This is a genomic window from Achromobacter xylosoxidans A8 (assembly GCF_000165835.1).
Lineage (GTDB): Bacteria > Pseudomonadota > Gammaproteobacteria > Burkholderiales > Burkholderiaceae_B > Achromobacter > Achromobacter xylosoxidans_B.
Genome location: NC_014640.1, coordinates 1,658,850 through 1,680,432, shown reverse-complemented (window position 1 = coordinate 1,680,432; position 21,583 = coordinate 1,658,850). Strand labels below are relative to the sequence as shown.

General features: G+C 65.8%; 19 protein-coding genes. 8 read left to right on the top strand and 11 right to left on the bottom strand.

Translation table 11 applies throughout. The features are described 5' to 3' along the window. The first annotated feature begins 134 nt into the window (after positions 1–134). Complete coding sequence (locus AXYL_RS07870; RefSeq protein WP_013392263.1) at positions 135–1,016, top strand: GntR family transcriptional regulator; 882 nt, start codon at positions 135–137, stop codon at positions 1,014–1,016. A gap of 157 nt (positions 1,017–1,173) precedes the next feature. Then, positions 1,174–2,508, top strand: a complete 1,335-nt coding sequence (locus AXYL_RS07865) for an aspartate aminotransferase family protein (protein ID WP_013392262.1) — start codon at positions 1,174–1,176, stop codon at positions 2,506–2,508. Between the two features lie 13 nt (positions 2,509–2,521). Here AXYL_RS07865 and ltaE read toward each other — a convergent pair whose 3' ends face one another. The 6 genes from ltaE to AXYL_RS07835 form a co-directional block, all read right to left on the bottom strand. Next, a complete protein-coding gene (ltaE, locus tag AXYL_RS07860; RefSeq protein WP_013392261.1) occupies positions 2,522–3,532 on the bottom strand; it encodes a low-specificity L-threonine aldolase in 1,011 nt (336 codons plus the stop codon). Positions 3,533–3,569: 37 nt separating this feature from the next. Next, on the bottom strand, positions 3,570–4,457 hold the full coding sequence (locus tag AXYL_RS07855; RefSeq protein ID WP_013392260.1) for a DMT family transporter: 888 nt from the start codon (positions 4,455–4,457) through the stop codon (positions 3,570–3,572). A gap of 153 nt (positions 4,458–4,610) precedes the next feature. Beyond that, positions 4,611–6,590 (bottom strand): acetate--CoA ligase, encoded by a 1,980-nt coding sequence (gene acs / locus AXYL_RS07850; protein WP_013392259.1) that lies wholly within the window; start codon positions 6,588–6,590, stop codon positions 4,611–4,613. 225 nt (positions 6,591–6,815) lie between these two features. Next, entirely contained in the window at positions 6,816–8,156 is a 1,341-nt protein-coding gene (locus AXYL_RS07845) for an MFS transporter (protein WP_013392258.1), read from the bottom strand. After that, positions 8,153–8,560, bottom strand: coding sequence for a GlcG/HbpS family heme-binding protein (locus AXYL_RS07840; RefSeq protein WP_013392257.1), 408 nt, complete (start codon positions 8,558–8,560; stop codon positions 8,153–8,155). The genes AXYL_RS07845 and AXYL_RS07840 overlap by 4 nt, the downstream gene beginning before the upstream one ends. Further along, positions 8,557–10,446, bottom strand: coding sequence for a propionate--CoA ligase (locus tag AXYL_RS07835; RefSeq protein WP_013392256.1), 1,890 nt, complete (start codon positions 10,444–10,446; stop codon positions 8,557–8,559). Before AXYL_RS07835 ends, AXYL_RS07840 begins: the two co-directional genes overlap by 4 nt. 287 nt (positions 10,447–10,733) lie before the next feature. On the opposite strand from AXYL_RS07835, the gene AXYL_RS07830 reads away from it, so the two are divergent. Beyond that, the gene (locus AXYL_RS07830; RefSeq protein WP_013392255.1) at positions 10,734–11,393 is read left to right on the top strand and encodes a C40 family peptidase; all 660 of its coding nucleotides are present in this window, start codon (positions 10,734–10,736) and stop codon (positions 11,391–11,393) included. A 156-nt stretch (positions 11,394–11,549) separates the two neighbouring features. Here the strand turns inward: AXYL_RS07830 and AXYL_RS07825 are convergent, their stop codons facing one another. The 4 genes from AXYL_RS07825 to AXYL_RS07810 form a co-directional block, all read right to left on the bottom strand. Continuing rightward, positions 11,550–11,873 carry a DUF2325 domain-containing protein gene (locus AXYL_RS07825; protein WP_013392254.1) on the bottom strand — a complete coding sequence of 108 codons (324 nt, stop codon included), beginning with the start codon at positions 11,871–11,873 and terminating at the stop codon, positions 11,550–11,552. Between the two features lie 195 nt (positions 11,874–12,068). Beyond that, complete coding sequence (locus tag AXYL_RS07820) at positions 12,069–13,013, bottom strand: CysB family HTH-type transcriptional regulator (protein ID WP_013392253.1); 945 nt, start codon at positions 13,011–13,013, stop codon at positions 12,069–12,071. A gap of 94 nt (positions 13,014–13,107) precedes the next feature. Further along, complete coding sequence (locus AXYL_RS07815; RefSeq protein WP_013392252.1) at positions 13,108–14,601, bottom strand: CoA-acylating methylmalonate-semialdehyde dehydrogenase; 1,494 nt, start codon at positions 14,599–14,601, stop codon at positions 13,108–13,110. Between the two features lie 95 nt (positions 14,602–14,696). Continuing rightward, positions 14,697–15,914, bottom strand: coding sequence for an ABC transporter substrate-binding protein (locus AXYL_RS07810; RefSeq protein WP_013392251.1), 1,218 nt, complete (start codon positions 15,912–15,914; stop codon positions 14,697–14,699). A gap of 223 nt (positions 15,915–16,137) precedes the next feature. Between AXYL_RS07810 and AXYL_RS07805 the strand changes: the two genes are divergently transcribed. Continuing rightward, positions 16,138–17,058: a LysR family transcriptional regulator gene (locus tag AXYL_RS07805; RefSeq protein ID WP_013392250.1), complete on the top strand. Its 921-nt coding sequence runs from the start codon at positions 16,138–16,140 to the stop codon at positions 17,056–17,058. 51 nt (positions 17,059–17,109) lie between these two features. Here the strand turns inward: AXYL_RS07805 and lptF are convergent, their stop codons facing one another. Continuing rightward, the gene (gene lptF, locus AXYL_RS07800; RefSeq protein ID WP_013392249.1) at positions 17,110–18,213 is read right to left on the bottom strand and encodes an LPS export ABC transporter permease LptF; all 1,104 of its coding nucleotides are present in this window, start codon (positions 18,211–18,213) and stop codon (positions 17,110–17,112) included. Between the two features lie 57 nt (positions 18,214–18,270). Between lptF and AXYL_RS07795 the strand changes: the two genes are divergently transcribed. From AXYL_RS07795 to AXYL_RS07780, 4 genes are all read left to right on the top strand, one after another. Next, positions 18,271–19,779 (top strand): leucyl aminopeptidase, encoded by a 1,509-nt coding sequence (locus AXYL_RS07795; protein WP_013392248.1) that lies wholly within the window; start codon positions 18,271–18,273, stop codon positions 19,777–19,779. Between the two features lie 22 nt (positions 19,780–19,801). Next, the gene (locus AXYL_RS07790; RefSeq protein WP_013392247.1) at positions 19,802–20,266 is read left to right on the top strand and encodes a DNA polymerase III subunit chi; all 465 of its coding nucleotides are present in this window, start codon (positions 19,802–19,804) and stop codon (positions 20,264–20,266) included. Positions 20,267–20,312: 46 nt separating this feature from the next. Next, a complete protein-coding gene (locus tag AXYL_RS34280) occupies positions 20,313–20,711 on the top strand; it encodes a hypothetical protein (protein WP_013392246.1) in 399 nt (132 codons plus the stop codon). Between the two features lie 130 nt (positions 20,712–20,841). Beyond that, on the top strand, positions 20,842–21,552 hold the full coding sequence (locus tag AXYL_RS07780) for a Bax inhibitor-1/YccA family protein (RefSeq protein WP_013392245.1): 711 nt from the start codon (positions 20,842–20,844) through the stop codon (positions 21,550–21,552). Positions 21,553–21,583: the final 31 nt, after the last annotated feature.

Genomic DNA, 21,583 nt, shown 5'->3' with positions numbered 1-21,583 from the left:
CATAGACGGGCAAATTTTGTACTAATATATGAAAAAGTTCAATATAAGGGTTTCCACCGAGCCATGCCTGCGGCGTTCTCGCCCGAGGCTCTCCGGTACCATTCCGACTCCGCCGCCTTTCGCGCCCAGCCCTCATGTCCAACGCCGCCCCTGCCCGCCCCACTCCGCTGCAAGTCGACCTGGCGCGCCATATCGCGGAAGACATCGTGGCCCGGCGCTACGCGCCCGGCGACCACCTGTCGGAGGAAACGCTGGCGGCGAACTACGAGGTGTCGCGCACGCCGGTGCGCGGCGCGCTCAAGCTGCTGGCCGCGCAGGGCCTCATCACGCATCGCCCCAACAGCGGCTACACGGTGGCGGCCCATCCCGCCGCCGCGCCGCCCGCCATCGCGGGCGCCGGCCCCACGCAAGACGAGCTGTACCGCCGCTTGATCGATGACCGCGCCTCGCGCGCGCTGCCGGAAACCTTTACCGAGCGCGATCTTCAGCAGCGCTATCCGGCGCCGCGCAGCGTGCTGACCAAGACCCTGCTGCAGTTGTCGGCGGACGGCCTGATCGAAAAGCGCAAGGGACACGGCTGGCAGTTTTCGCCGTCGCTGGAGAACCGCGACGCGCTCAACGAGAGCTACCGGTTCCGCATGACCATCGAATGCGCGGGCCTGCTGGAACCGACGTTCCGCCTGGACCGCGAAGCGCTGGCGCGCATGCGCGCCGCGCATGAAGCGCTGGCCGTGCGCAGCGACGCCGACATCTCGGCCACTGAATTCTTCAATCTCAACGCCTCGTTCCACGAGATGCTGGCCCGCTTCTCGGGCAACCGCTACATCCTGCAGGCGGTGCAGCAGCAGAACCAGTTGCGCCGGCTGGAAGAGCACGCCGCGTTCTACCGCGACGCGCGCTTCATCAATTCCAGCAGCGAACACCTGCAGATCATCGACGCGCTCGAAGCCGGCGACCAGGAATGGGCTTCCCAGCTCATGCGGCGCCACTTGAAGACCTCGCTGCAAGTTTCCTGACCACCTCTCCGCTTTCACTCATCCGCCAGCACGCCCTGGCGGATCTCGAGTACGCATGGCATCCGCGCTGTGGATTGCATTCGGTCCTTCTTGTATTGTATTTATCAATCTATTAATACAAAATAGGAACCCCAAATCCATCCACGCCGGAACCCCCATGCCATCGTCAACGCCTCATCCCACACCCGCCATCAACGCCGAAGCCTATTGGATGCCCTTCACCGCGAATCGGCGCTACAAGCGCGCGCCGGTGCTGTTCAACGCAGCCGAGGGCATGCACTACATCCGGCCGGACGGACGCCGCGTGCTCGACGGTATTGCGGGCCTGTGGTGCGTGAACGCCGGCCACCGCCGCCCAGAAATCGTCGATGCCATCGCCCGCACCGCCCACGAACTGGACTACGCGCCCTCGTTCCAGATGAGCCATCCCCTGGCCTTCGAATTGGCCGAGGCCTTGCGCCAGGAGGCGCCCGCTGGATTCTCCAATGTGTTTTTCTCGAACTCCGGCTCCGAAGCGGTGGACACCGCGCTGAAGATCGCGCTGGGCTATCACCGGGCGCGCGGCCAGGGGCAGCGGGTGCGCCTGATCGGACGCGAGCGCTCGTACCACGGCGTGGGCTTCGGCGGCCTGTCGGTGTCGGGCATCGCCGGCCACCGCAAGCCCTTCGGCAATCTGCTGCCCTACGTGGACCACCTGCCGCATACCTATGACCGCAGCCAGATGGCGTATACGCGCGGCCAACCCGATTGGGGCGCCCACTTGGCCGATACGCTGGAGCGCATCGTCGCGCTGCATGACGCGTCCACCATCGCCGCCGTCATCGTGGAGCCGGTGGCGGGCTCGACCGGCGTGCTGGTGCCGCCCAAAGGCTACCTGCAGAAGCTGCGGCAGATCTGTGACGCGCACGGCATCCTGCTGATCTTCGACGAAGTGATCTGCGCCTTCGGCCGTATCGACGGCGCCTTCGCCTCATCGCACTTCGGCGTCACGCCCGACATCATCACCAGCGCCAAGGGGCTGACCAACGGCGCCATCCCCATGGGCGCGACGCTGGTGCAGCAGCATGTCTACGATGCCTTCATGCAAGGACCGGACAGCGCCATCGAACTGGCCCACGGCTATACCTATTCCGGCCATCCGGTGGCCTGCGCCGCCGGCCTGGCGACCCTGGACATCTGCCGCCGCGAGGGTCTGTTCCAGCGCAGCCGCGAACTCTGGCGCTATTGGGAGGACGCCGCACATAGCCTGAAAGGACTGCCGCACGTGGTGGACATCCGCAACATCGGCCTGCTGGCCGCCATCGAGTTGGAGCCCTTGGACGGCAAGCCCGGCCAGCGGGCCTATGCCGTGCACCAGGCCTGCCTGGAGCGCGGCTGCCTGATCCGTTCGGCGGGCGACACCATGCTGCTGTCGCCCCCGCTCATCATTGAGCGCGCGCAGATCGACGAGTTGTTCTCGGTGTTGTCGGACGTGCTGCGCGCGGACGCCTGAGCGCCGGCACTGCCTATGCCAGGTGCCGCGCCACCGCCTGAACCACCTGCCGCACGTCCGCGGCGGACACGTCCAGGTGCGTGACCAGGCGCGTCGGGCCGCCGTAGACGGCCCGCATCTGGATGCCGTCGGCGGCCAGTTTGGCCGTGAGTTCCTCGCAACGCGCAGGCTCGAATTCAGCGAACACCATGTTGGTGTCCTGGCTCAATACCTTGACGCCCGGAATGCCGCGCAGCCCCTCCGCCAGCAGGCGGGCGTTCTCGTGGTCATCGGCCAGGCGCTCCACGTTGTGCTCCAACGCATACAGGCAGGCCGCGGCCAGCACGCCAGCCTGGCGCAGGCCGCCGCCCAGCATCTTGCGCCAGCGGCGGGCGCGGGCGATCAGCTCGGTGCTGCCCACCAGCACCGAACCCACCGGCGCGCCCAAGCCTTTCGAAAAGCAGAGGGACACCGAATCGAAGGGCTGGCACAGGTCCGCCACCGGCTTGCCACTGGCCACCGCGGCATTGAACACGCGGGCGCCGTCCAGATGGGTGGCCAGTCCGTGCTGGCGCGCCCAGTCGGTCGCAGCCTGCACGTAGTCGGCGGGGATCAGCTTGCCGTGGAAGGTGTTTTCCAGCGCCAGCAGGCGGGTGCGGGCGAAGTGCGCATCGCCCTCGGGCTTGAGCGCCGCGGCCAGCTTTTCCTGCGGCAGGGAGCCGTCCTCCGCGTGCTCGATCGGCTGCGGCTGGATGCTGCCCAGCACGGCCGCGCCGCCCCCTTCATACTTGTAGGTGTGCGCGAGCTGGCCCACCAGATACTCGTCGCCGCGCTCGCAGTGGGCCATCAGCGCCCCCAGATTGCTTTGCGTGCCGGACGGAAAGAACAGGCCCGCCGCCTTGCCGGTGCGTTCGGCAACCGCCTCCTGCAGACGGATCACGGTCGGGTCGTCGCCCATCACGTCATCGCCCAGGGGCGCGGATACCATGGCTTGCAGCATGGCCGCGGATGGCCGGGTGACGGTGTCGCTACGCAGATCGATCATGGAAAATCCTGGTATGGAAAAGGAATTCTGAAAAAGATTAGTCGGCGCGCACGGCCGGCGCCGCGCGGCTCACCACCCAGATGCCGGCCAGAATCAGCGCCATGCCACTCAGCTCGGCAGGACTGGGTTGTTCGGACAACAGCGCCCAGGCGAACAACATGGCGACGACGGGCACGCCCAGGCTGGACAGTCCCGCGATCGAAGCCGGCACCAGGCGCACCACCAGCAGCCACAACAGCCAGCCCGCGGCCGTCGCGATCAGCACGATGTAGGCCATGCCGGTCCAAAGCTGCCAGCCCCATATCGCGGGCATCTGCGGCACCAGAAAGGCGACAGGCGTCATGACCAGTCCGCCCAGCAGCATCTGCCAGGCCGTGAAAGTCATCACATCCGGCGCGTGCCGCTCGAACATGCGCTTGGACAACACCGTGCCCACGCCCCAGCACAAACCGCTGCCCAGCCCCAGCAACACGGGGCGGATATCGCCCAGGCCGTTCCAGGGTTCGACGAAACAGACCAGCCCGATGGCGGCCATGGCGATGCCCAGACCATGCCGCGCCGTGGGGCGTTCGCCCAGGAACCACCACGCGAACAGGATCACCCAGAACGGCATCGTGTAGGCCATGAGCGAGACCTTGCCCACGCCGCCCGATACCAGCGCCGTCTGTACAAAGCCCTGGAATCCGGCCGTTTGCGTCAGGCCGATCAGCAAGGTCAGCTTCCAGGGCGGCATCGCCAGCGGACGCCGCATCGCGATGGCCAGCGCGAACAGCACCACGCCGCCCGATACATAGCGCAGCGCCACGAAGTCGAACGGGCCGATATACGGGACGATCAGTTTCATCGCGATCCAGCTGCCCGCCCAGACCAGGATGGTGCTGAACATCAGGGCTAGCCCTGCACGATCAAAACTGCTGCGGCTCACTGGCACGGCTCCGTGGGAATGAATGCTGGACGCGGAAAAGCAAATACGCCCGTACCGGCGGTTCCGATACGGGCGTATGACATTATGCGCCTGCCTTACCCGCCAGGGCGGTCACAGGCGGGCCATTCCCGTCCATCATGCGGACGGGAACGATCACAAGGACTTGGCCAGCTGTTCCAGGATGGCCGGGTTCTCCAGCGTGGACACGTCCTGCGTGATTTCCTCGCCCTTGGCGACCACGCGCAACAGGCGGCGCATGATCTTGCCCGAGCGCGTCTTGGGCAGGTTGTCGCCAAAGCGGATGTCCTTGGGCTTGGCGATGGGGCCGATTTCCTTGGCCACCCAGTCGCGCAGCACCTTGGCGATGGCTTGCGCCTCGTCGCCTTCGGGACGCGAACGCTTGAGCACCACGAAGGCCACCACGGCTTCGCCGGTGGTGTCGTCGGGACGGCCCACCACGGCGGCTTCCGCCACCAGTTCGTGCGCCACCAGGGCCGACTCGACCTCCATCGTGCCCAGGCGGTGGCCCGACACGTTCAGCACGTCGTCGATACGGCCCATGATCCAGAAGTAGCCGTCAGCATCGCGCTGCGCGCCGTCGCCAGCCAGGTAGTAGCCGCGCAATTCGGGCGGGAAGTAGCTCTTCTTGAAACGCTCCGGGTCGCCCCAGATGTTGCGGATCATGGCGGGCCAGGGACGCTTGATGACCAGGAAGCCGCCATTGCCCTGCTCCACATCGCCACCCGTCTCATCGACGATGGCGGCGGCGATGCCCGGCAGCGGCAAGGTGCAGGAACCAGGCTTGGTCGGCGTGGCGCCCGGCAGCGGCGTGATCATGTGGCCGCCGGTCTCGGTCTGCCACCAGGTGTCCACAATGGGGCAGCGCTCGCGGCCGATGTTCTTGTGGTACCACATCCAGGCTTCGGGATTGATGGGTTCGCCCACCGTGCCGATGATGCGCAGGCTGTCCAGGTCGTAGTTCTGCGGATGCGCTTCGGGCGCGGCCTCGGCGGCCTTGATCAGCGAGCGGATCGCGGTGGGCGCGGTGTAGAAGGTGGTGACCTTGTGGCGCGCGATCATGTCCCAGAAGCGGCCGGCGTTGGGATAGGTCGGCACGCCTTCGAACACGACCTGCGTCAGGCCGGCCGCCAGCGGGCCATAGGTGATGTAGGTGTGGCCGGTAACCCAGCCCACGTCGGCCGTGCACCAGTAGACGTCGTCCTTGCGGGCGTCGAAGGTCCACTTCACCGTCAGCAGCGCCCACAGCAGGTAGCCCGCCGAGGAATGCTGCACGCCCTTGGGCTTGCCGGTGGAACCGGAGGTGTAGAGGATGAAGAGCGGGTGCTCGGCGTTGACCGGCACGGGCTCGCAGGTGTCGGGCTGGCCGGCCTCGACGTCGTGCATCCAGAGGTCGCGGCCTTCGTTCCATTGCACCTTGCCGCCGGTACGGCGGTAGACGATGACCTTGGTCACGGCCTCGCAGCCGCCCATGGTGAAGGCTTCTTCCACGGCGGGCTTGAGCGGGATGGTCTTGCCGCCGCGCACCTGTTCGTCGGCGGTGATGACCAGCGACGCGCCCACGTCCATGATGCGCTCCTGCAGGCTCTTGGCCGAGAAGCCGCCGAACACCACCGAGTGCGTCACGCCCAGGCGCGCGCAGGCCTGCATGGCCACCACGGCTTCGATCGACATGGGCATGTAGATGATGGCGCGGTCGCCCTTCTTGTAGCCCAGCGCCGCCAGGCCGTTGGCGAAGCGGCAGACGCGCGCCAGCAGTTCGCGGTAGCTGACCTTGTCGACCTTGCCGTCGTCGGTTTCAAAGATGATGGCGGTCTTGTCGGCGTTGCCGTTGGTCAGGTGCACGTCCAGACAGTTGGCCGACACGTTCAGTTCGCCGTCGCCGAACCAGCGGTAGAACGGCGCGTCCGATTCGTCCAGCACCTGCGTGAACGGCTTGGTCCATTGCAGGTTGTCGCGCGCCTGCCCGGCCCAGAATCCGTCGAAATCGTTCTCGACCTGCGCGCACAGCGCGTTGTAGGCCTCCATGCTGGGGATCGCGGCGCCTTGCGCGGCGCGCTCGGGCGGCGGGAACACCCGGGTTTCCACCAGTACGGACTCAATAGCGTTCGACATGATCTTTGTCTCCAATCGGTAATTCTGTTTGTTTGTGCCGCTTGTTCATTACCCAACCGCAACCGTATCGCCACGCTCTTACGGGCACCTTACGCAAAATGCGGGCCGGAGCCCGCGGCGCGAGGCCGGCGCCGGGCAATCAAGGCGTGCCGCCGCCAATCGTAGCGGCGTCACCGGACAGTCTATAAGGATAGCAGCCGGCGCGGCCTGGGCGAACCGCAAGCCTCAAGCCGCGCGCCGCGCCAGCCCGCGCTTCACGTCCACGCGCGACAAAAGGATGAGGCCGCCCACGAAGAACAGGCCGGTCACCAGGATCGCGAGGCGGTGATTGCCATGCGTGGCCCAGGTCACCAGGCCGTAGGTGAGCGGACCGATCACGGCGGCCAACTGCACCGCGAAGGTCCACAGCGAGTAGAACTCGGCCAGCCGGCCGGCGGGAGCCAGCGCGCCGGTCATGGCGCGGCCCGCGCTCTGCGTGGTGCCCATGCACAGCCCCGCCAGCGTGGCGGCCACCCAGAACACGGGCGCCGTCACCGCGGCGTAGGCCACCAGCACCATCACGATCCAGCCGCACAGCGTCACGGCCAGCGCCGGCTTGTGGCCGATGCGGTCCTGCACGTAGCCGAAAGAGAACGCGCCGGCCGCCGCGCCGATGTTCACGGTGAACACCAGCAGCATGATCTGCGGCGTGGTGAAGCCCATGACCTCCGAGGCATAGACCGCAGCCAGCGTGATCACCACCGAGATCCCCGCCTGATAGCAGGCGATGCACATCAGCAGGCGGCGGAATTCCGGAAAGTGCTGGCCGGTTTCGCGCCAGGCATAGGCCAGGCGCTTGAGCATGTGCAGGGCTTCCTGCTTGCCGGCCTGCGGCTTGGCGCGTTCGCGCAGCAGAAAGAACGACGGCAGCGCCGCCAGCGCGAACACCGTGCAGGTGACGACGATGACCCAAGGCACGAAATGCTCGGCGGTTACGCCGCGCGCCTCGGCCAAGGTCACCACGACCAGCGACAGACCCAGCGTGAGCATGCCGCCGCAATAGCCGAAGCTCCAGCCCCAGCCCGAGACGCGTCCCAGCGCCGAGGGCCGGGCGAGTTCCGGCAGGAAGGCCGCGACCACCGATTCGCCGACGCAGTAGCAGTAGTTGGAAATGACGATGGCGGCCAGCGCCAGCCAGACGTCGCCAGGCCCGGCCTGCGTCAGCACCAGCGTGGCGGCCACGCAGCCCACCGTGCTGGTGAAAAGCAGGCGGCGCTTGCTGGCACGCGCATCGGCGCGGGCGCCCAGGGTGGGCATGGTCAGCATGATGAGCAGATAAGACAGCGACAGCGCCGCGGTCCAGGCCAGCGTGGCCCAGGGCGCGCGCCCGCCGACCACACCGACGAAATATGTGCTGAACACCGCCGTGAGGATCACGGTGGTGTAGCCGGAATTGGCGAAGTCGTACATGGCCCAGGCCCAGACCTCGCGTTTAGCCACGCCGGGATTCAGGGGGCCGTCGCCCCCTGCTCCAGCGTTCTGCGCGGAAGCGCCGGCCGGCGCTTCCGACGGCTCGCCTTGGCTCATAGGCCCAGTGCGGCGATGCCAGCTTGCGCGATCAGCGCGTCTTCGGTCGATTTCACGCCCGACACGCCGACCGCACCCACCACATGGCCATTGGCCACGATCGGCACGCCGCCTTCCAACATGCCCTCGAGATGCGGCGCCGACAGGAACGAATAGCGCCCGTTGTTGATGATTTCTTCGTAGATGCGCGATTCGCGGCAGCCCATGGCTGCCGTCTTGGCCTTGGCCGGCGCAATGTGGGAGGAAATCGGCGCAACGCCGTCCAGGCGCAGCATGCCCATCAGGTGCCCGCCGTCGTCAACGACGGCGATGGCGACCGCCCACTTGTTCTGCAGGGCGTGTGCTTCGGCCGCAGCCAAAATCTTCTTGACGTCTTCGGCGCTCAGCACGGGCTTGGTATTCATTGCAGCGACTCCTTTATTTGTTCCAGGGCGGATGGATCTTCTATGGTGGTCAGGTCGCCGGGATCGCGTCCTTCGCATACCGCGACGATCGCGCGGCGCAGGACCTTGCCGGAACGGGTCTTGGGCAGCGCGCCCACGAACCGGATCCTGGCGGGCCTCGCCACGGCTCCCAGCTGATCTTCCACCAGCCGCATGATATCGCCTTCCAGGCGCTTTGCCCCTTCCTCGGTTTCGGCGCCGGCGGGATTCTTGAGCACCGCGAACGCCATCGCCACCTGCCCCTTGAGCGAGTCCGCCACGCCCACCACCGCGCATTCGGCGATCGCGTTGTGGCTGTTGACGGATTCCTCGATCTCGCGCGTGCCCAGCCGATGGCCCGCCACGTTGATCACATCGTCGGTGCGGCCCAGGATGAACCAATAGCCATCGGCATCCACCAGCCCCCAGTCAAAGGTGGAATACACCTGGCGGCCGGGAATGGAGGTGAAATAGGTCTGCACGAAACGCTCGTCGTCGCCCCAGATGGTGGACATGGCGCCCGGCGGCAGCGGCGGCACGATGGCCACCACGCCCTTCTGGTCGGGGCCCAGGTCTTCGCCGGTGGACTCGCTGACGATGCGCGCATCGAAGCCGTACACCGGGAACGACGGGCTGCCGAAACGGGTCGGCACTTTTTCCACGCCCGGCTGGGCCGACAGGATGGGCCAGCCCGATTCCGTCTGCCAGTAATTGTCGATGATGGGCTTGCCTAGGCCGCCAGAGATCCATTGCGCCGTGGGTTCGTCCAGCGGCTCGCCCGCCAGGTAGACCGCGCGCAGCGAGGACAGGTCGTGGCGCTTGAGCAGCTCCGGGTCCTGGCGCTTGAGCACCCGCACCGCGGTCGGCGCCGAAAACAGGGTGTTGACGCCGAACTGCTCCACCAGCTTCCACAGGATGGCGCCGTCGGGGCGCACCGGCGTGCCTTCATACAGCACCGTCGCCTGTCCGCCGATCAGCGGGCCGTAGATGATGTAGGAGTGGCCCACCACCCAGCCGATGTCGCTGGTGCAGAAGAAGGTTTCGCCGGCGCGGCCGTCAAACAGGTATTCCATGGAGGAGGCCAGCGCCACGGCATAGCCGCCGGTATCGCGCTGCACGCCCTTGGGCTTGCCCGTGGTGCCGGAGGTATAGAGGATGTAGCTGGGCTCGGACGACTCCAGCCACTCCACCGGCACCCGCGCGCCCAGATGGCGCTGGCGCAGGGTCGCGTAGTCCAGGTCGCGCCCCGCCACGGGTTCGAACGGCGCCAGGCCGCGGTCGAACACCACCACCGAGGCCGGTGGCGTCTTGGCCAGCGCCAAGGCGCGGTCCAGCAGAGGTTTATAGGGCACGACCTTGCCGCCGCGCGAACCGCCGTCGGTGCAAACCACCACCTTGGGGGCCGCATCGTCGATGCGCTGGGCCAGGTTGACCGAGGCGAAGCCGCCGAACACCACCGAGTGCACTGCGCCGATCCGCGCGCACGCCAACATGGTGAACACGGCTTCCGGCACCATGGGCATGTAAAGCAGCACCCGGTCGCCACGCCCCACCCCAAGTTCCTTGAGCATGGCGGCCGCGGCGTTGACCTCTTCGTACGTTTCCTGGCGGGTGTAGACGCGCTCGCGCTCCACCTCGGTGGACACCCAGATCAGGGCCGGCGCGTCGGCCTGGGTCGGCAGCCAGCGGTCGACGGCGTTGTAGCAGAGATTGGTGCGCCCGCCCGTGAACCATTTGGCGAAGGGCGGCCGGGAAAAGTCCAGCACGGACTCGAAAGGCGTCTCCCAGTGGATGCGGCTGGCCTCTTCCCGCCAGAACACGTCGCGGTCATGGATCGAGCGGTAATGGAAATCCCGGGTTTTTTGCATTTATGTCTCCTGTTATCTTTCTTACGCCTTAAGGCTGATTGATTTCTTCTCGCATCATTCGGTCATTCTGGTAGGCAAACCTTGCACGAGGCTTGCCGCAAGTCAAAATGTTCTGCCAAATGTCCACGCTGCATGGACATTAACGCCGGTTTCGTAACGAACTGGTCTTAAAAGTTTGGTAGAATCCCCGCGAAGTTGTAGAACAATGTTGATTTTGCTGACATCTCGGCCACATTCACGGCGAATTCCGTGTTTTTTGCCGTTATCTGCAAGTCACCCCCAGGCGCATGCATCGACACTCCAACCACGCGAGACTGAATCCTTCCTCCGGCCAGGCAACTCGCGGTCTGCGTTTGCTGGCGTTGGTTGCATGCGTGGTGGGTCTGGCAGGTTGTGCCGCTACAAATCAAAAGTCAACCGCCCATACGTCCGAGATCGATCCCTACGAAACGGAATGGGTAGCCACCACCGATGATCCCATCGGCGTGCTGGTAAGCCAGAAATTCAAGCGTGAACGCCAGAAGACCCATTCGGGCGTCAACAGCGACAACGCCTTGGTCAGCGAAGCCCTGAACCACCTGGGCATCCGCTACCGCTTCGGCGGCAATTCCCCCGATACCGGATTCGATTGCAGCGGCCTGGTCACCTACACGGCCGAACGTTCGCTGGGCCTGAAGCTGCCCCGCAACGCCGCCGAAATGGCGCAACAAGGCGTCTCGGTCGCCAAGAACGAACTCAAGGCCGGCGACCTGGTCTTCTTCAACACGCTGGGCCGCCGCTATTCGCACGTGGGCATCTACCTGGGCGATGACCGCTTCGTGCACTCGCCCAGCGCCGGCGGCGTGGTCCGCGTCGAAAACATGACCATGGCCTATTGGTCCAAGCGCTACAACGGCGCGCGCCGCCTGGACAACAGCCTGATGGCGTCCGCCCGCGCAGCCAACTGACACCTTTCCAGGATAGCCGCCAGGCTCTCCTCGCCACAAGCAAAACGCCGCCGGACTTTCCAGTCCGGCGGCGTTTTTCATCTCTCTTCGCGGCCCAGGGGCCGCAGGCCGTTTCGGCCTCCCCAGTTTTTTGTTTGGCGGCGGCAGACCGCGCTGTCAGTGCACCGAGCCCGAACGCGGGCACAGGCCGCATTGCTGCAGGGCCTGTTGCATGCTGCACACCGAACGCCGACAAGCCACGACGCGGATGCCGCCGCGTTGCGCGGCGTTGCGGAAGGTTTTCATGACGTTGTGGCCCAGGAAGTCGGTCAGCAGGATGACCAGCTGGGTGCCCGAGGGCAGTTGCAACGTCTTCTTTTGATGCGAGGGATCACGGCCGCTGATGTGGTGCGTGATCGAAATATTGTGTCCTTTGAGCAGATCCGGGATGTTGCCGAGGCGGTCGGCGCCCACTACCACTGCACTTAATCCTGCCGTCATGATGAACCTCACTGGGTCGTTGAGACTGGATGTAATGATAATGATTCCTATTTTTTAGTCAACTCAAATGAGATCAGTTCTTATTTAATTATTTTTATGAGCCTATCAAAGGGGATAGCGCGGACCGCGACGCACCAAGAAAAAAGGCGCGCCGCCCAATGGCGCCGCGCCTTCAGTCCGCAGGGAACCGGGCTGCTACTTGGGCGTGCCCTGCACCGCCTCGGTTACCACCGCGCGGGTCAGCGAAGGCGCCAGCATTTCCAGGAAGGTGTAGACGTAGTCGCGCAGAAACACCCCTGCTTTCACGCCCACCCGGGTCGTATGCGTGCCGAACAGATGGCCCACGGGCAGGCCCACCAGATTGCCGTCGCGGCGCGGATCGTAGGCCACGCCCGCGATGATGCCGATGCCCAGGCCCACGTCTACGTAGGTCTTGATGACGTCGGCGTCGATGGCCTCCAGCACGATGTCCGGATGGATGCCCTGGTTGGCGAAGATTTCGTCTATGGTGCTGCGGCCGGTGAAGGCGCGGTCATAGGTGACGATGGGAAACTCGGCCAATTGCGCCAGCGACAGGCGCTTGGCGGCGCTGGAGGTCAATTCGGCCAGGGGATGATCCGGACGCACCACCACGGTGTGTTCCCAGGCATAGACCGGCAAGGTTGCCAGGCCGGGCGTCAAGGCCAGCGATTCCGTCGCCAAGGCCAGGTCGGCCTGCTCGTGCAGCACCATTTCGGCCAGTTGCGCGGGACTGCCTTCCGCCAGCGAGAGGTGCACCTTGGGAAATTGCTTGCGGAACGCGGGAATCACGCGCGGCAGCAGGTAACGCGCCTGGGTGTGGGTGCAGGCAATGACCAGGCCGCCCTCGTCGCGGCGTGCGAATTCGTCGCTGACCTTCTTCAAGTTGTCGACTTCTCGCATGATGCGATCGATGACCTGCGACACCGCCAGGCCGGGCTTGGTCAGCCCCTTGATGCGCTTGCCGTGCCGTTCGAAGATCTTGATGCCCAGTTCGTCCTCGAACTCGATGATCGCCTTGGAGACGCCGGGCTGTGAGGTGTAGAGCATCCGGGCGGCTTCGGTCAGGTTGAAGTCGCGCCGGATGGTTTCACGCACAAAACGAAATTGCTGCAGGTTCATGAATTGGCCCCTGATAGACGGGCCAATTATAAGTAATAAGGACACCTCGTTATATAACTTATTTATATAAGCTTACATGCGAGGCGTCCCCACTTCAGCGCATCGAGATCGTGGTGTTCACGCTCTTGGCATGGGCCGACCAGCGCGCAGTGACGGTCTTGGTCTGCGTCCAGAACTGCACCGCCTGCTTGCCGTTGGGGCCCAGGTCGCCCAGCTTGGAACCACGCGAACCGGTGAAGCTGAACCACGCCACCGGCACGGGGATCGGCACGTTGATGCCGACCTGGCCGACGTCGATGTTGTTCTGGAAGTAGCGCGCCGCGCCGCCATCCTGGGTGAACAACGCCACGCCGTTGCCGTTGGGGTTGCGGTTGATGAACGCCACCGCGTCCTCCAGCGTTTCCACGCCTACCACGCACAGGACCGGTCCGAAGATTTCCTCGGTGTAGATGGTCATGTTTTCGGTGACGCCGTCGAAAATCGTCGGGCCCACGAAGTTGCCCTGCTCGAAGCCGGCGACCTTCAGGCTGCGGCCGTCCAGCAGCAGCTTGGCGCCTTCGTCCACGCCCTTCTGGATCAAGCTTTCGACGCGCTTCTTGGCGTTGGGCGAAACCAGGGGGCCGAGGTCCGCTTCGCGGTCCATGCCGGAATTGACCTTGAGCTTCTTGGAGCGCTCGACGAAGTCGGGCAGCCAGTTGCGGGCTTCGCCCACCAGCACGGCCACGGACGAGGCCATGCAGCGCTGGCCGGCCGCGCCGAAGGCGGCGCCCACCAGCTGGTTCAGCGCGACCTCGGGATCGGCGTCCGGCAGGATCACGCAGTGGTTCTTGGCGCCCATCATGGACTGGCAGCGCTTGCCGGCGGCCGAGGCGCGGTTGTAGATCTCGGTGCCGACGCGGGTCGAGCCGATGAACGAGACCGCCTTGATGTCCGGGTGTTCGCACAGGCCGTTGGCGGTTTCCGGGCCGCCATGCACCACGTTCAGCACGCCAGGCGGCAGGCCGGCTTCCAGCGCCAGCTGCGCCAGGAACAGCGAGGAGGTCGGGTCCTGCTCGGAGGGCTTGAGGATGAAGGTGTTGCCGCAGGCCACGGCGATCGGGAACATGAAGCAAGGCAGCATGACCGGGAAATTGAACGCGGTGATGCCCGCACACACGCCCAGCGGCTGGATCAGCGTGTAGACGTCGATGCCGGACGCGGCATTTTCGGCGTACTCGCCCAGTTGCAGGTTGGCGATGGAGCAGGCGTGCTCCACGACTTCCAGGCCGCGGCCGACTTCGCCCTCGGCGTCCGGCAGGGTCTTGCCGTGCTCGCGGGTGATCATTTCGGCCAGCTTGCCGGAGTTGGCGCGCAGCAGTTCCTGGAACTTCAGCATGACGCGCATGCGAGCGCCCTGCCCGCTGTTGCGCCAGGTCTTGAAAGCCTCCTTGGCGTTGGAGATGGCCAGGTCCAGTTCTTCGCGCGTGGCGAAGGGCACCTTGGCGACGACCTCCTGGGTAGCGGGATTGATCACGTCCCGCCATTCGGTGGTTTTGGACTGCACGAGCTTGCCGCCGATCAATAGCGGAACGCGGGGGACTTCACTCATTTGATGCTCCTCACACTGCGTAGTCGATGCGGATGGAATCCGCGTCATGGATCTTCAGGCGCGCCGGCGGCCATGGCCTGCCGGCGCCCCAGGGTTTACTTCTTGACCAGCGGGCAGCTCGAATCCGCCAGGGGCTGGAAGGCCTCGGCGGCCGGGATGGTGGCCACCAGCTTGGAATAGTCCCAGCCGCCCTTGGACTCTGCCGGCTTTTTCACTTCATACAGGTACATGTCGTGGATCACGCGGCCATCGGGACGGATGGACGCGTTGCGCATGATCGGATCCTCGATGGGCAGCGCGCGCATCTTGTCGGCCACCACCTTGCCGTCGGTGCTGCCGGAAGCCGCGACCGAACGCAGGTAGTGCCGCACGCTGGAATACACGCCGGCCTGCGTCATGGTGGGCTTCAGGCCGCGGAAGGCCTTCTCGAAGCGCGTGGACCACTGGCGCGTGGCGTCGTCGTAGTCCCAGTAGAAGCCGTCCACGTACGACAGGCCCTGGGCGCTTTCCAGGCCCAGCGCGCGCAGGTCGGACAGGAAGATCAGCAGCGACACCAGGCGCTGGCCCCCGGCCACGATGCCGAATTCACGCGCCTGCTTGACCGCGTTGACCGTGTCCTGGCCGCCATTGGCCAGCGCCACGACCTGGGCCTTGGAAGCCTGCGCCTGCAGCAGGTAGGAGGCGAAGTCCGGCGCGTTCAGGGGATGGCGCACGCTGCCTGTCACCGTGCCGCCCAGCGCCTGCACGGCCTTGGCGGTATCGGCTTCCAGCGAGTGCCCGAAGGCGTAGTCCACGGTAATGAAATACCAGGACTTGCCGCCGGCCCTCACCGTGGCCTTGGCACCGCCGGCGGATTGCGAATAGGTGTCGAACATCCAGTGGAAGCCCACAGGCGAGCATTCCTTGTTGGTCAGCGCCGTGGTCGCGGGACCGGAGAACATCACCACCTTGTTCTTTTCGCGCGCGATGCCCTGCACCGCCAGCGCCACCGCGGAGTTGGTCAAGTCGGCGATGGCGGTAACGCCGTCGCGGTCGAACCATTCGCGCGCCTTGGCCGCGCCCACGTCGGCCTTGTTCTGGTTGTCCGCGGACACCAGTTCGATCTTCATGCCCTTGCATTCCGCCGCCAGGCAGTCGTCGATCGCCAGTTGCGCCGCCGCCACCGAACCTGGTCCCCCCATGCCGGCGTAGGTGCCAGACATGTCAGTCAGAATGCCGATCTTCACTGGCGGCTTGTCCGCCGCCTGAGCCTGGCCGACCAATGCGGCGCCCAGACACAAGCCTACGGCCAGCCCGCGTGCGTGCAATTTCATGGATTTGTCTCCTGAGTTTTATGCGTTATGGCGCCGTCTGCGCGGCCTGCGGTCCCAGGGCTTGAGCCCCGGAGAGCCTGTCGTCAGGCTCTGAGCCCGCCGACCCAGTGTAGATGTGTGAAAATCAACAAGCAACACTAGAAATGCACATTCCTTGTGCATTCATGCACAAGTGGAATTTGGCCGGCGGCGCGCTGCGCGGCCGGCCTGGGAGAGCCGGAAAGTGCTTGATTGGGACAGCCTGAGATATTTCCTGGAAGTGGCCCGCACCCAGCGGGTCAGCGCCGCCGCACGCAAGCTCGGGGTCGAACACACCACGGTGTCGCGGCGCATCCGCGCACTGGAAGCCGAGCTGGACACGCTGCTGTTCGAGAAGTCGCGCAGCGCGGGCTTCGTGCTGACCGAGGACGGCCAGCGCCTGTTCGTCCATGCCGAGCAGATGGAAAGCACCGTGCACTCCGCCCGTGAAAACCTGTCGGGCATCGGCCAGGCGCTGTCGGGCCATTTGCGCATCGGCGCCACCGAGGGCTTCGGCAGCTATGTGCTGACGCCGCTGGCGGCGGACTTCCAGCGCCGCTACCCGCACATCACCCTGGACATCCTGCCGGTGCCGCGCTTCGTCAGCCTGTCCAAGCGCGAGGCCGATCTGGCCATCACCATCGAGCGCCCCCAGCGCGGCCCCTATGTGTGCAGCAAGCTGTGCGACTACACGCTGCGCCTGTACGGCACGCCCGGCTATCTGGCCCGCCATCCGCCGATCAGGGAGCGCGCGGACCTGGCCGAGCACAGCTTCATCGGCTACGTCGACGAACTGCTGTTCAGCGAGCGGCTGCGCTATCTGGAAGACCTGCTGCCCGCCAGCAAGGTGGTGTTGCGCAGCACCAGCGTGGTGGCGCAATACCACGCCGCGTTGCAGGGCCAGTCGCTGGCGATCCTGCCCTGCTTCATCGCCGCGCAGGATCCGCGGCTGACGCCGGTGCTGGCGGATGAGGTCGAGATCACGCGCTCGTTCTGGATGTACTGCCATGAAGACCTGCGCAAGCTCAAGCGCGTGACGGCCCTATGGGATTTCATCCGCAAGTCGGTGCTGAAGAACGCCGACCTGCTGGCCGGCAAGGGCGGCACGATGAAGTACCTGCCCTGAAAACGCCGCGGCCCGCTCTGGGCGGGCCGCAAGGCGTCGGGTCTGGTGGCGTCAAGCGCTGTTCTTGGGCGCCTTCACGCGCAGGCGCCGCATCAGCAGGAAGACCGTCAGCGCCGCCACCGCGGCGTGGATCGCCCACACGCCCAGGCCGAAGCTGAGTTTGCCGTTGGAGATCCAGGCGCGCGACAGGTTGATCAGGTTCATGTACAGCAGGCCCACCAGGCCGGCGATGAGCAGGTCGCCCGATCGTCCCAGACGCGGATTGACGGCGCCCAGGGGAATCGCCAGCAGCGCCAGGTTCAGCGCGGCCAATGGCAGCGAGATGCGCCACATGACTTGCGACCAGCTGCTGTTGGTGTTGTCGGCGATCAGTTGGGGCGTGGTGCGCGCCTTGGCCGAGCGCTCCGCATTGGCGCGCGCTTCCGCCACGGGATCGCCGCCCGACTTGCTTTCCAGGCGCAGGCCGTACTTGTCGAAGTGCACCAGGCGGATCTCGGGGGTGCCCGGCTTCAGGTCGTAGCGATGGCCTTCGCCCAGCACCAGGAAGCGGTCGCCGTTGGGCATGGTTTCGCTGTGCGCCTTGCTTGCGGTCAGCACGCTGAGCCATTCGGGGCCGTTTTCGCGCGCGAACACATTGCCCAGTTCATCGCTGGGCGTAAGGGGATCTTCGGCGAAGAACACGCGGTTGCCGCCGGACGATTCCGCGAACTGGCCTGCCGTGACTTTGGACAGGTCGGACCGCTGCTCGAAGCGTTCGTGGTATTCACCGATCTGGCGGTACGCCCAGGGCGCCGCCACCAGCGTCAAGCCCGCCACCGCCAGCGCCACGGGGATGGCGACGCGCAGCACCGGGCGGAGCCAATCGGCCAGCGACAGGCCGCTGGCGAACCACACCACCATTTCGGATTCACGGTAATTGCGCGTGACGGTGGTCAGGACCGCGATGAAGACGGAGACCGCGAGGATGGTCGGCAAGGCGGTAATGGTCGACAGCGCGGCCAGCACCACCACGACGTCGGCTCCGATGTTGCCGCCAGCGGCTTCACCGAGCAGGCGCACGAGCAGCACGCTGAGCCACACGATGAGCAACGTGGAAAAGACAACGCCAGCGTGACTGGTGATCTCGCTGACGACAGAGCGTTTGAATAGAGACATGGGAGAATATGCGGGATAATCGACCGCATTCTACACAGACGTACACGGGAAACCCTCATGGAATTTAGCACACAGACCACTGCTTCCCTGCACCAAGTCAAAACCGCCGCCCTGGCTGTCGGGGTGTATGCCGAAGGCGTGTTGAGCCCCGCCGCCGACCTCATCGACCGCGCCTCCAATGGCGCCGTGCGTTCGGTGGTCAAGGCCGAGTTCCGCGGCCGCGCCGGCTCCACGCTGACCCTGCGCAACCTGCCCGGCGTGTCCGCGCAGCGCGTGGTGCTGGTCGGCCTGGGCAAGCAGGAAGAGTATTCGGCCCGCGCCCACGCTTCGGCCGAGCAAGCCTTCGCCGCAGCCTGCGTGTCGGCCCAGTTGACCGAGGGCGTGTCCACGCTGGTCGCCAACCCGATCGCCGACGTGGCCGTCATCGCCCGCGCGCGCAGCGCCGCCATCGCGGCCGGCAGCGCCACCTATCATTACGACGCTAGCTTCGGCAAGCCCGACCGCGACGCCCGCCCCAAGCTCAAGAAGATCGTCCAGGTCGTCGAGCGCGCCGACGCGGCCCAGGCCCAGAAGGGCCTGCGCGAAGGCGGCGCCATCGCCAACGGCATGGACCTGACCCGCACGCTGGGCAACCTGCCCGGCAATATCTGCACGCCGACCTACCTGGGCGAAACCGCCAAGCGCCTGGCCCGCGAATTCAAGTCGCTGAAGGTGGAAGTGCTGGACCGCAAGCAGGTCGAAGCGCTGGGCATGGGCTCGTTCCTGTCGGTCGCGCGCGGCTCCGAGGAAGCGCTGCGCTTCATCGTGCTGCGCTACGCCGGCAACAAGACCGCCAAGAAAGCCGCCAAGGCCGCGCAAGGTCCCATCGTGCTGGTCGGCAAGGGCATCACCTTCGATGCTGGCGGCATTTCGCTCAAGCCCGCCGCCACCATGGACGAAATGAAGTACGACATGTGCGGCGCCGCCAGCGTGCTGGGTTCGTTCCGGGCCCTGGCCGAACTGGAGCTGCCGCTGGACGTGGTCGGCCTGATCCCCGCTTGCGAAAACCTGCCCAGCGGCAAGGCCAACAAGCCGGGCGACGTGGTCACCAGCATGGCCGGCCTGACCATTGAAATCCTGAACACGGACGCGGAAGGCCGCCTGGTGCTGTGCGACGCGCTGACCTACGCCGAACGCTTCAAGCCGTCCGCCGTCATCGACATCGCCACGCTGACCGGCGCTTGCGTGGTGGCCCTGGGCAACGTCAACAGCGGCCTGTTCTCCAAGGACGACGCCCTGGCCGACGCGCTGGCCGCCGCCGGCCGCCAGTCGTTGGACACGGCATGGCGCATGCCGATGGACGACGCCTACCAGGAACAGCTCAAGTCCAACTTCGCCGACCTCGCCAACATCGGCGGCCCGCCGGCGGGCGCGGTCACGGCGGCCTGCTTCCTCTCGCGCTTCGCCACCTCGTACCGCTGGGCCCACCTGGACATCGCCGGCACCGCCTGGCGCGGCGGCAAGGACAAGGGCGCCACCGGCCGCCCCGTGCCGCTGCTGATGCAGTACCTGCTGGACCAGGCTTGAAACCGCAGCAACGGAAGCCGGCATGACGCGCATCGACTTCGCCTTCGGCGCGCCCGACCGCTTGCGCACCGCCTGCCAGGTGGTGCGCAAGCGCTACCTGGCCGGGCAGCGGCTGGTGGTGTACTGTAGGGATGGCTCGCGCCTGGCCGCGTTCGATCGCATGCTCTGGGCATTCGATGACACGTCTTTCGTGCCGCACGTGCTGGCCAACGATCCGCTGGCCGCCGAAACGCCGGTGGTCCTCACCGCCGGAGATCCCCAGCAGGCCGCCGCTGCGGCCGGTCAGGGCGGACAGCCCCAGCCGTCCTGGCTGCTGAATCTGGACAGCGACTGCCCTCCCGGCTTCGAGGCTTTCGAGCGCCTGCTTGAAATCGTCTCCGACGACCCCGAGGACAAACAGGCGGCCCGCCAGCGCTGGCGGACCTACCTGACCGCGGGCCACACGCCGCAAAGCCACGACCTCAGCCGCCAGCAGCCGGACGGCTGAGCGCCCCGACCGTACGGCGCGCCATCTCGACATCCGGGAGCCACCCATGCCCTCTCGCCCCGCCGACCACGGCATTCCTACCTTGACCCAACGGGCCGAGCCCTCGCTCTATCCGCCCTCGGCCGAGGACGACGCAGACGCGCCCCTGTTGACCGAACTGGCCGACGACACGGCAGCGGCCCATGACGACGACGCCTTTCCGCTGCTGACGGACCTGGCGGACAGCAGCGATACGTCCCTCGATACCGCTATACTGGAAACGCCAGTCCCGGCCTCGCGCGCCGGGCTGCCCGACGCCACGGTGCTGAGCGCCCGTCTGCAAGCTGAAGTCGAGCAGCTGATGCGCGAGGCCCTGGCCCAGGCCATTGAACAAATCCAGGCGCGCATGGACGCGGAACTGCCGCGCATCGTCGCCAGGGTGCTGCAGGATGTCAGGCCGGGTTGACCCGTCTGGAACCTATTTCCCGCCTCTGGTCTAATCCTAGGCAGAACTGGATTCTTCAGGGAACTGTAAGGTATCCTACCCCTCTAAGCCTTCTAGGCAACCATTACTCTGCCGTACACAGGAGTTCTCCATGAACGAATATCGTCCGTCCCCCTTTAACCGTTCCGGCGCCGTAGCCGGCGCGCCGGGCGAGGTCGCGCGCAATCAGGTCTTGCGCAACACCTATTGGCTCCTGGCGCTCTCGCTGATCCCGACCGTGCTGGGCGCTGCCGTGGGCATGTACACCGGCATCAACCGCGTCATGGGCGCCAGCCCCGGACTGTCCGCCATCGTGTTCCTGGTGGGCGCGTTCGGCCTGATGTTCGCGATCGAAAAGAACAAGAACAGCTCGCTGGGCGTGGTCCTGCTGCTGGCCTTCACGTTCTTCATGGGCGTGATGCTGTCGCGCCTGCTGGGCTTCGTCATGGGCATGAGCAACGGCTCGCAGTTGGTCATGACGGCCTTCGGCGGCACCGCGATCGTGTTCGGCACGATGGCCACGCTGGCCACCACCATCAAGCGCGACCTGTCGGGACTGCAGAAATTCCTGTTCATCGGCGCAGTCGTGATCCTGGTGGCGGCCCTGGCCAACATCTTCCTGCAGCTGCCCGCGCTGATGCTGACCATCTCGGTCCTGGCCATCGTCATCTTCTCGGCCTTCATGCTGGTCGACCTGCAGCGCGTGGTCAACGGCGGCGAAACCAACTACGTGTCCGCCACGCTGGCCATCTACCTGGACGTCTATAACGTCTTCTCGAACCTGCTGATGCTGCTGGGCATCTTCGGCGGCAACCGCGAATAATCGCAACGCAGCCAAACCGGCACAAAGGGCC

Coding starts and splice junctions, on each gene's coding strand:
- AXYL_RS07780 (WP_013392245.1), top strand. CDS start 20,842: ATGAACGAATATCGTCCGTCCCCCTTTAACCGTTCCGGCGCCGTAGCC.
- AXYL_RS07865 (WP_013392262.1), top strand. CDS start 1,174: ATGCCATCGTCAACGCCTCATCCCACACCCGCCATCAACGCCGAAGCC.
- AXYL_RS07810 (WP_013392251.1), bottom strand. CDS start 15,914: ATGAAATTGCACGCACGCGGGCTGGCCGTAGGCTTGTGTCTGGGCGCC.
- AXYL_RS07820 (WP_013392253.1), bottom strand. CDS start 13,013: ATGAACCTGCAGCAATTTCGTTTTGTGCGTGAAACCATCCGGCGCGAC.
- AXYL_RS07825 (WP_013392254.1), bottom strand. CDS start 11,873: ATGACGGCAGGATTAAGTGCAGTGGTAGTGGGCGCCGACCGCCTCGGC.
- AXYL_RS07870 (WP_013392263.1), top strand. CDS start 135: ATGTCCAACGCCGCCCCTGCCCGCCCCACTCCGCTGCAAGTCGACCTG.
- ltaE (WP_013392261.1), bottom strand. CDS start 3,532: ATGATCGATCTGCGTAGCGACACCGTCACCCGGCCATCCGCGGCCATG.
- lptF (WP_013392249.1), bottom strand. CDS start 18,213: ATGTCTCTATTCAAACGCTCTGTCGTCAGCGAGATCACCAGTCACGCT.
- acs (WP_013392259.1), bottom strand. CDS start 6,590: ATGTCGAACGCTATTGAGTCCGTACTGGTGGAAACCCGGGTGTTCCCG.
- AXYL_RS07835 (WP_013392256.1), bottom strand. CDS start 10,446: ATGCAAAAAACCCGGGATTTCCATTACCGCTCGATCCATGACCGCGAC.
- AXYL_RS07795 (WP_013392248.1), top strand. CDS start 18,271: ATGGAATTTAGCACACAGACCACTGCTTCCCTGCACCAAGTCAAAACC.
- AXYL_RS07790 (WP_013392247.1), top strand. CDS start 19,802: ATGACGCGCATCGACTTCGCCTTCGGCGCGCCCGACCGCTTGCGCACC.
- AXYL_RS07815 (WP_013392252.1), bottom strand. CDS start 14,601: ATGAGTGAAGTCCCCCGCGTTCCGCTATTGATCGGCGGCAAGCTCGTG.
- AXYL_RS07845 (WP_013392258.1), bottom strand. CDS start 8,156: ATGAGCCAAGGCGAGCCGTCGGAAGCGCCGGCCGGCGCTTCCGCGCAG.
- AXYL_RS07840 (WP_013392257.1), bottom strand. CDS start 8,560: ATGAATACCAAGCCCGTGCTGAGCGCCGAAGACGTCAAGAAGATTTTG.
- AXYL_RS07830 (WP_013392255.1), top strand. CDS start 10,734: ATGCATCGACACTCCAACCACGCGAGACTGAATCCTTCCTCCGGCCAG.
- AXYL_RS34280 (WP_013392246.1), top strand. CDS start 20,313: ATGCCCTCTCGCCCCGCCGACCACGGCATTCCTACCTTGACCCAACGG.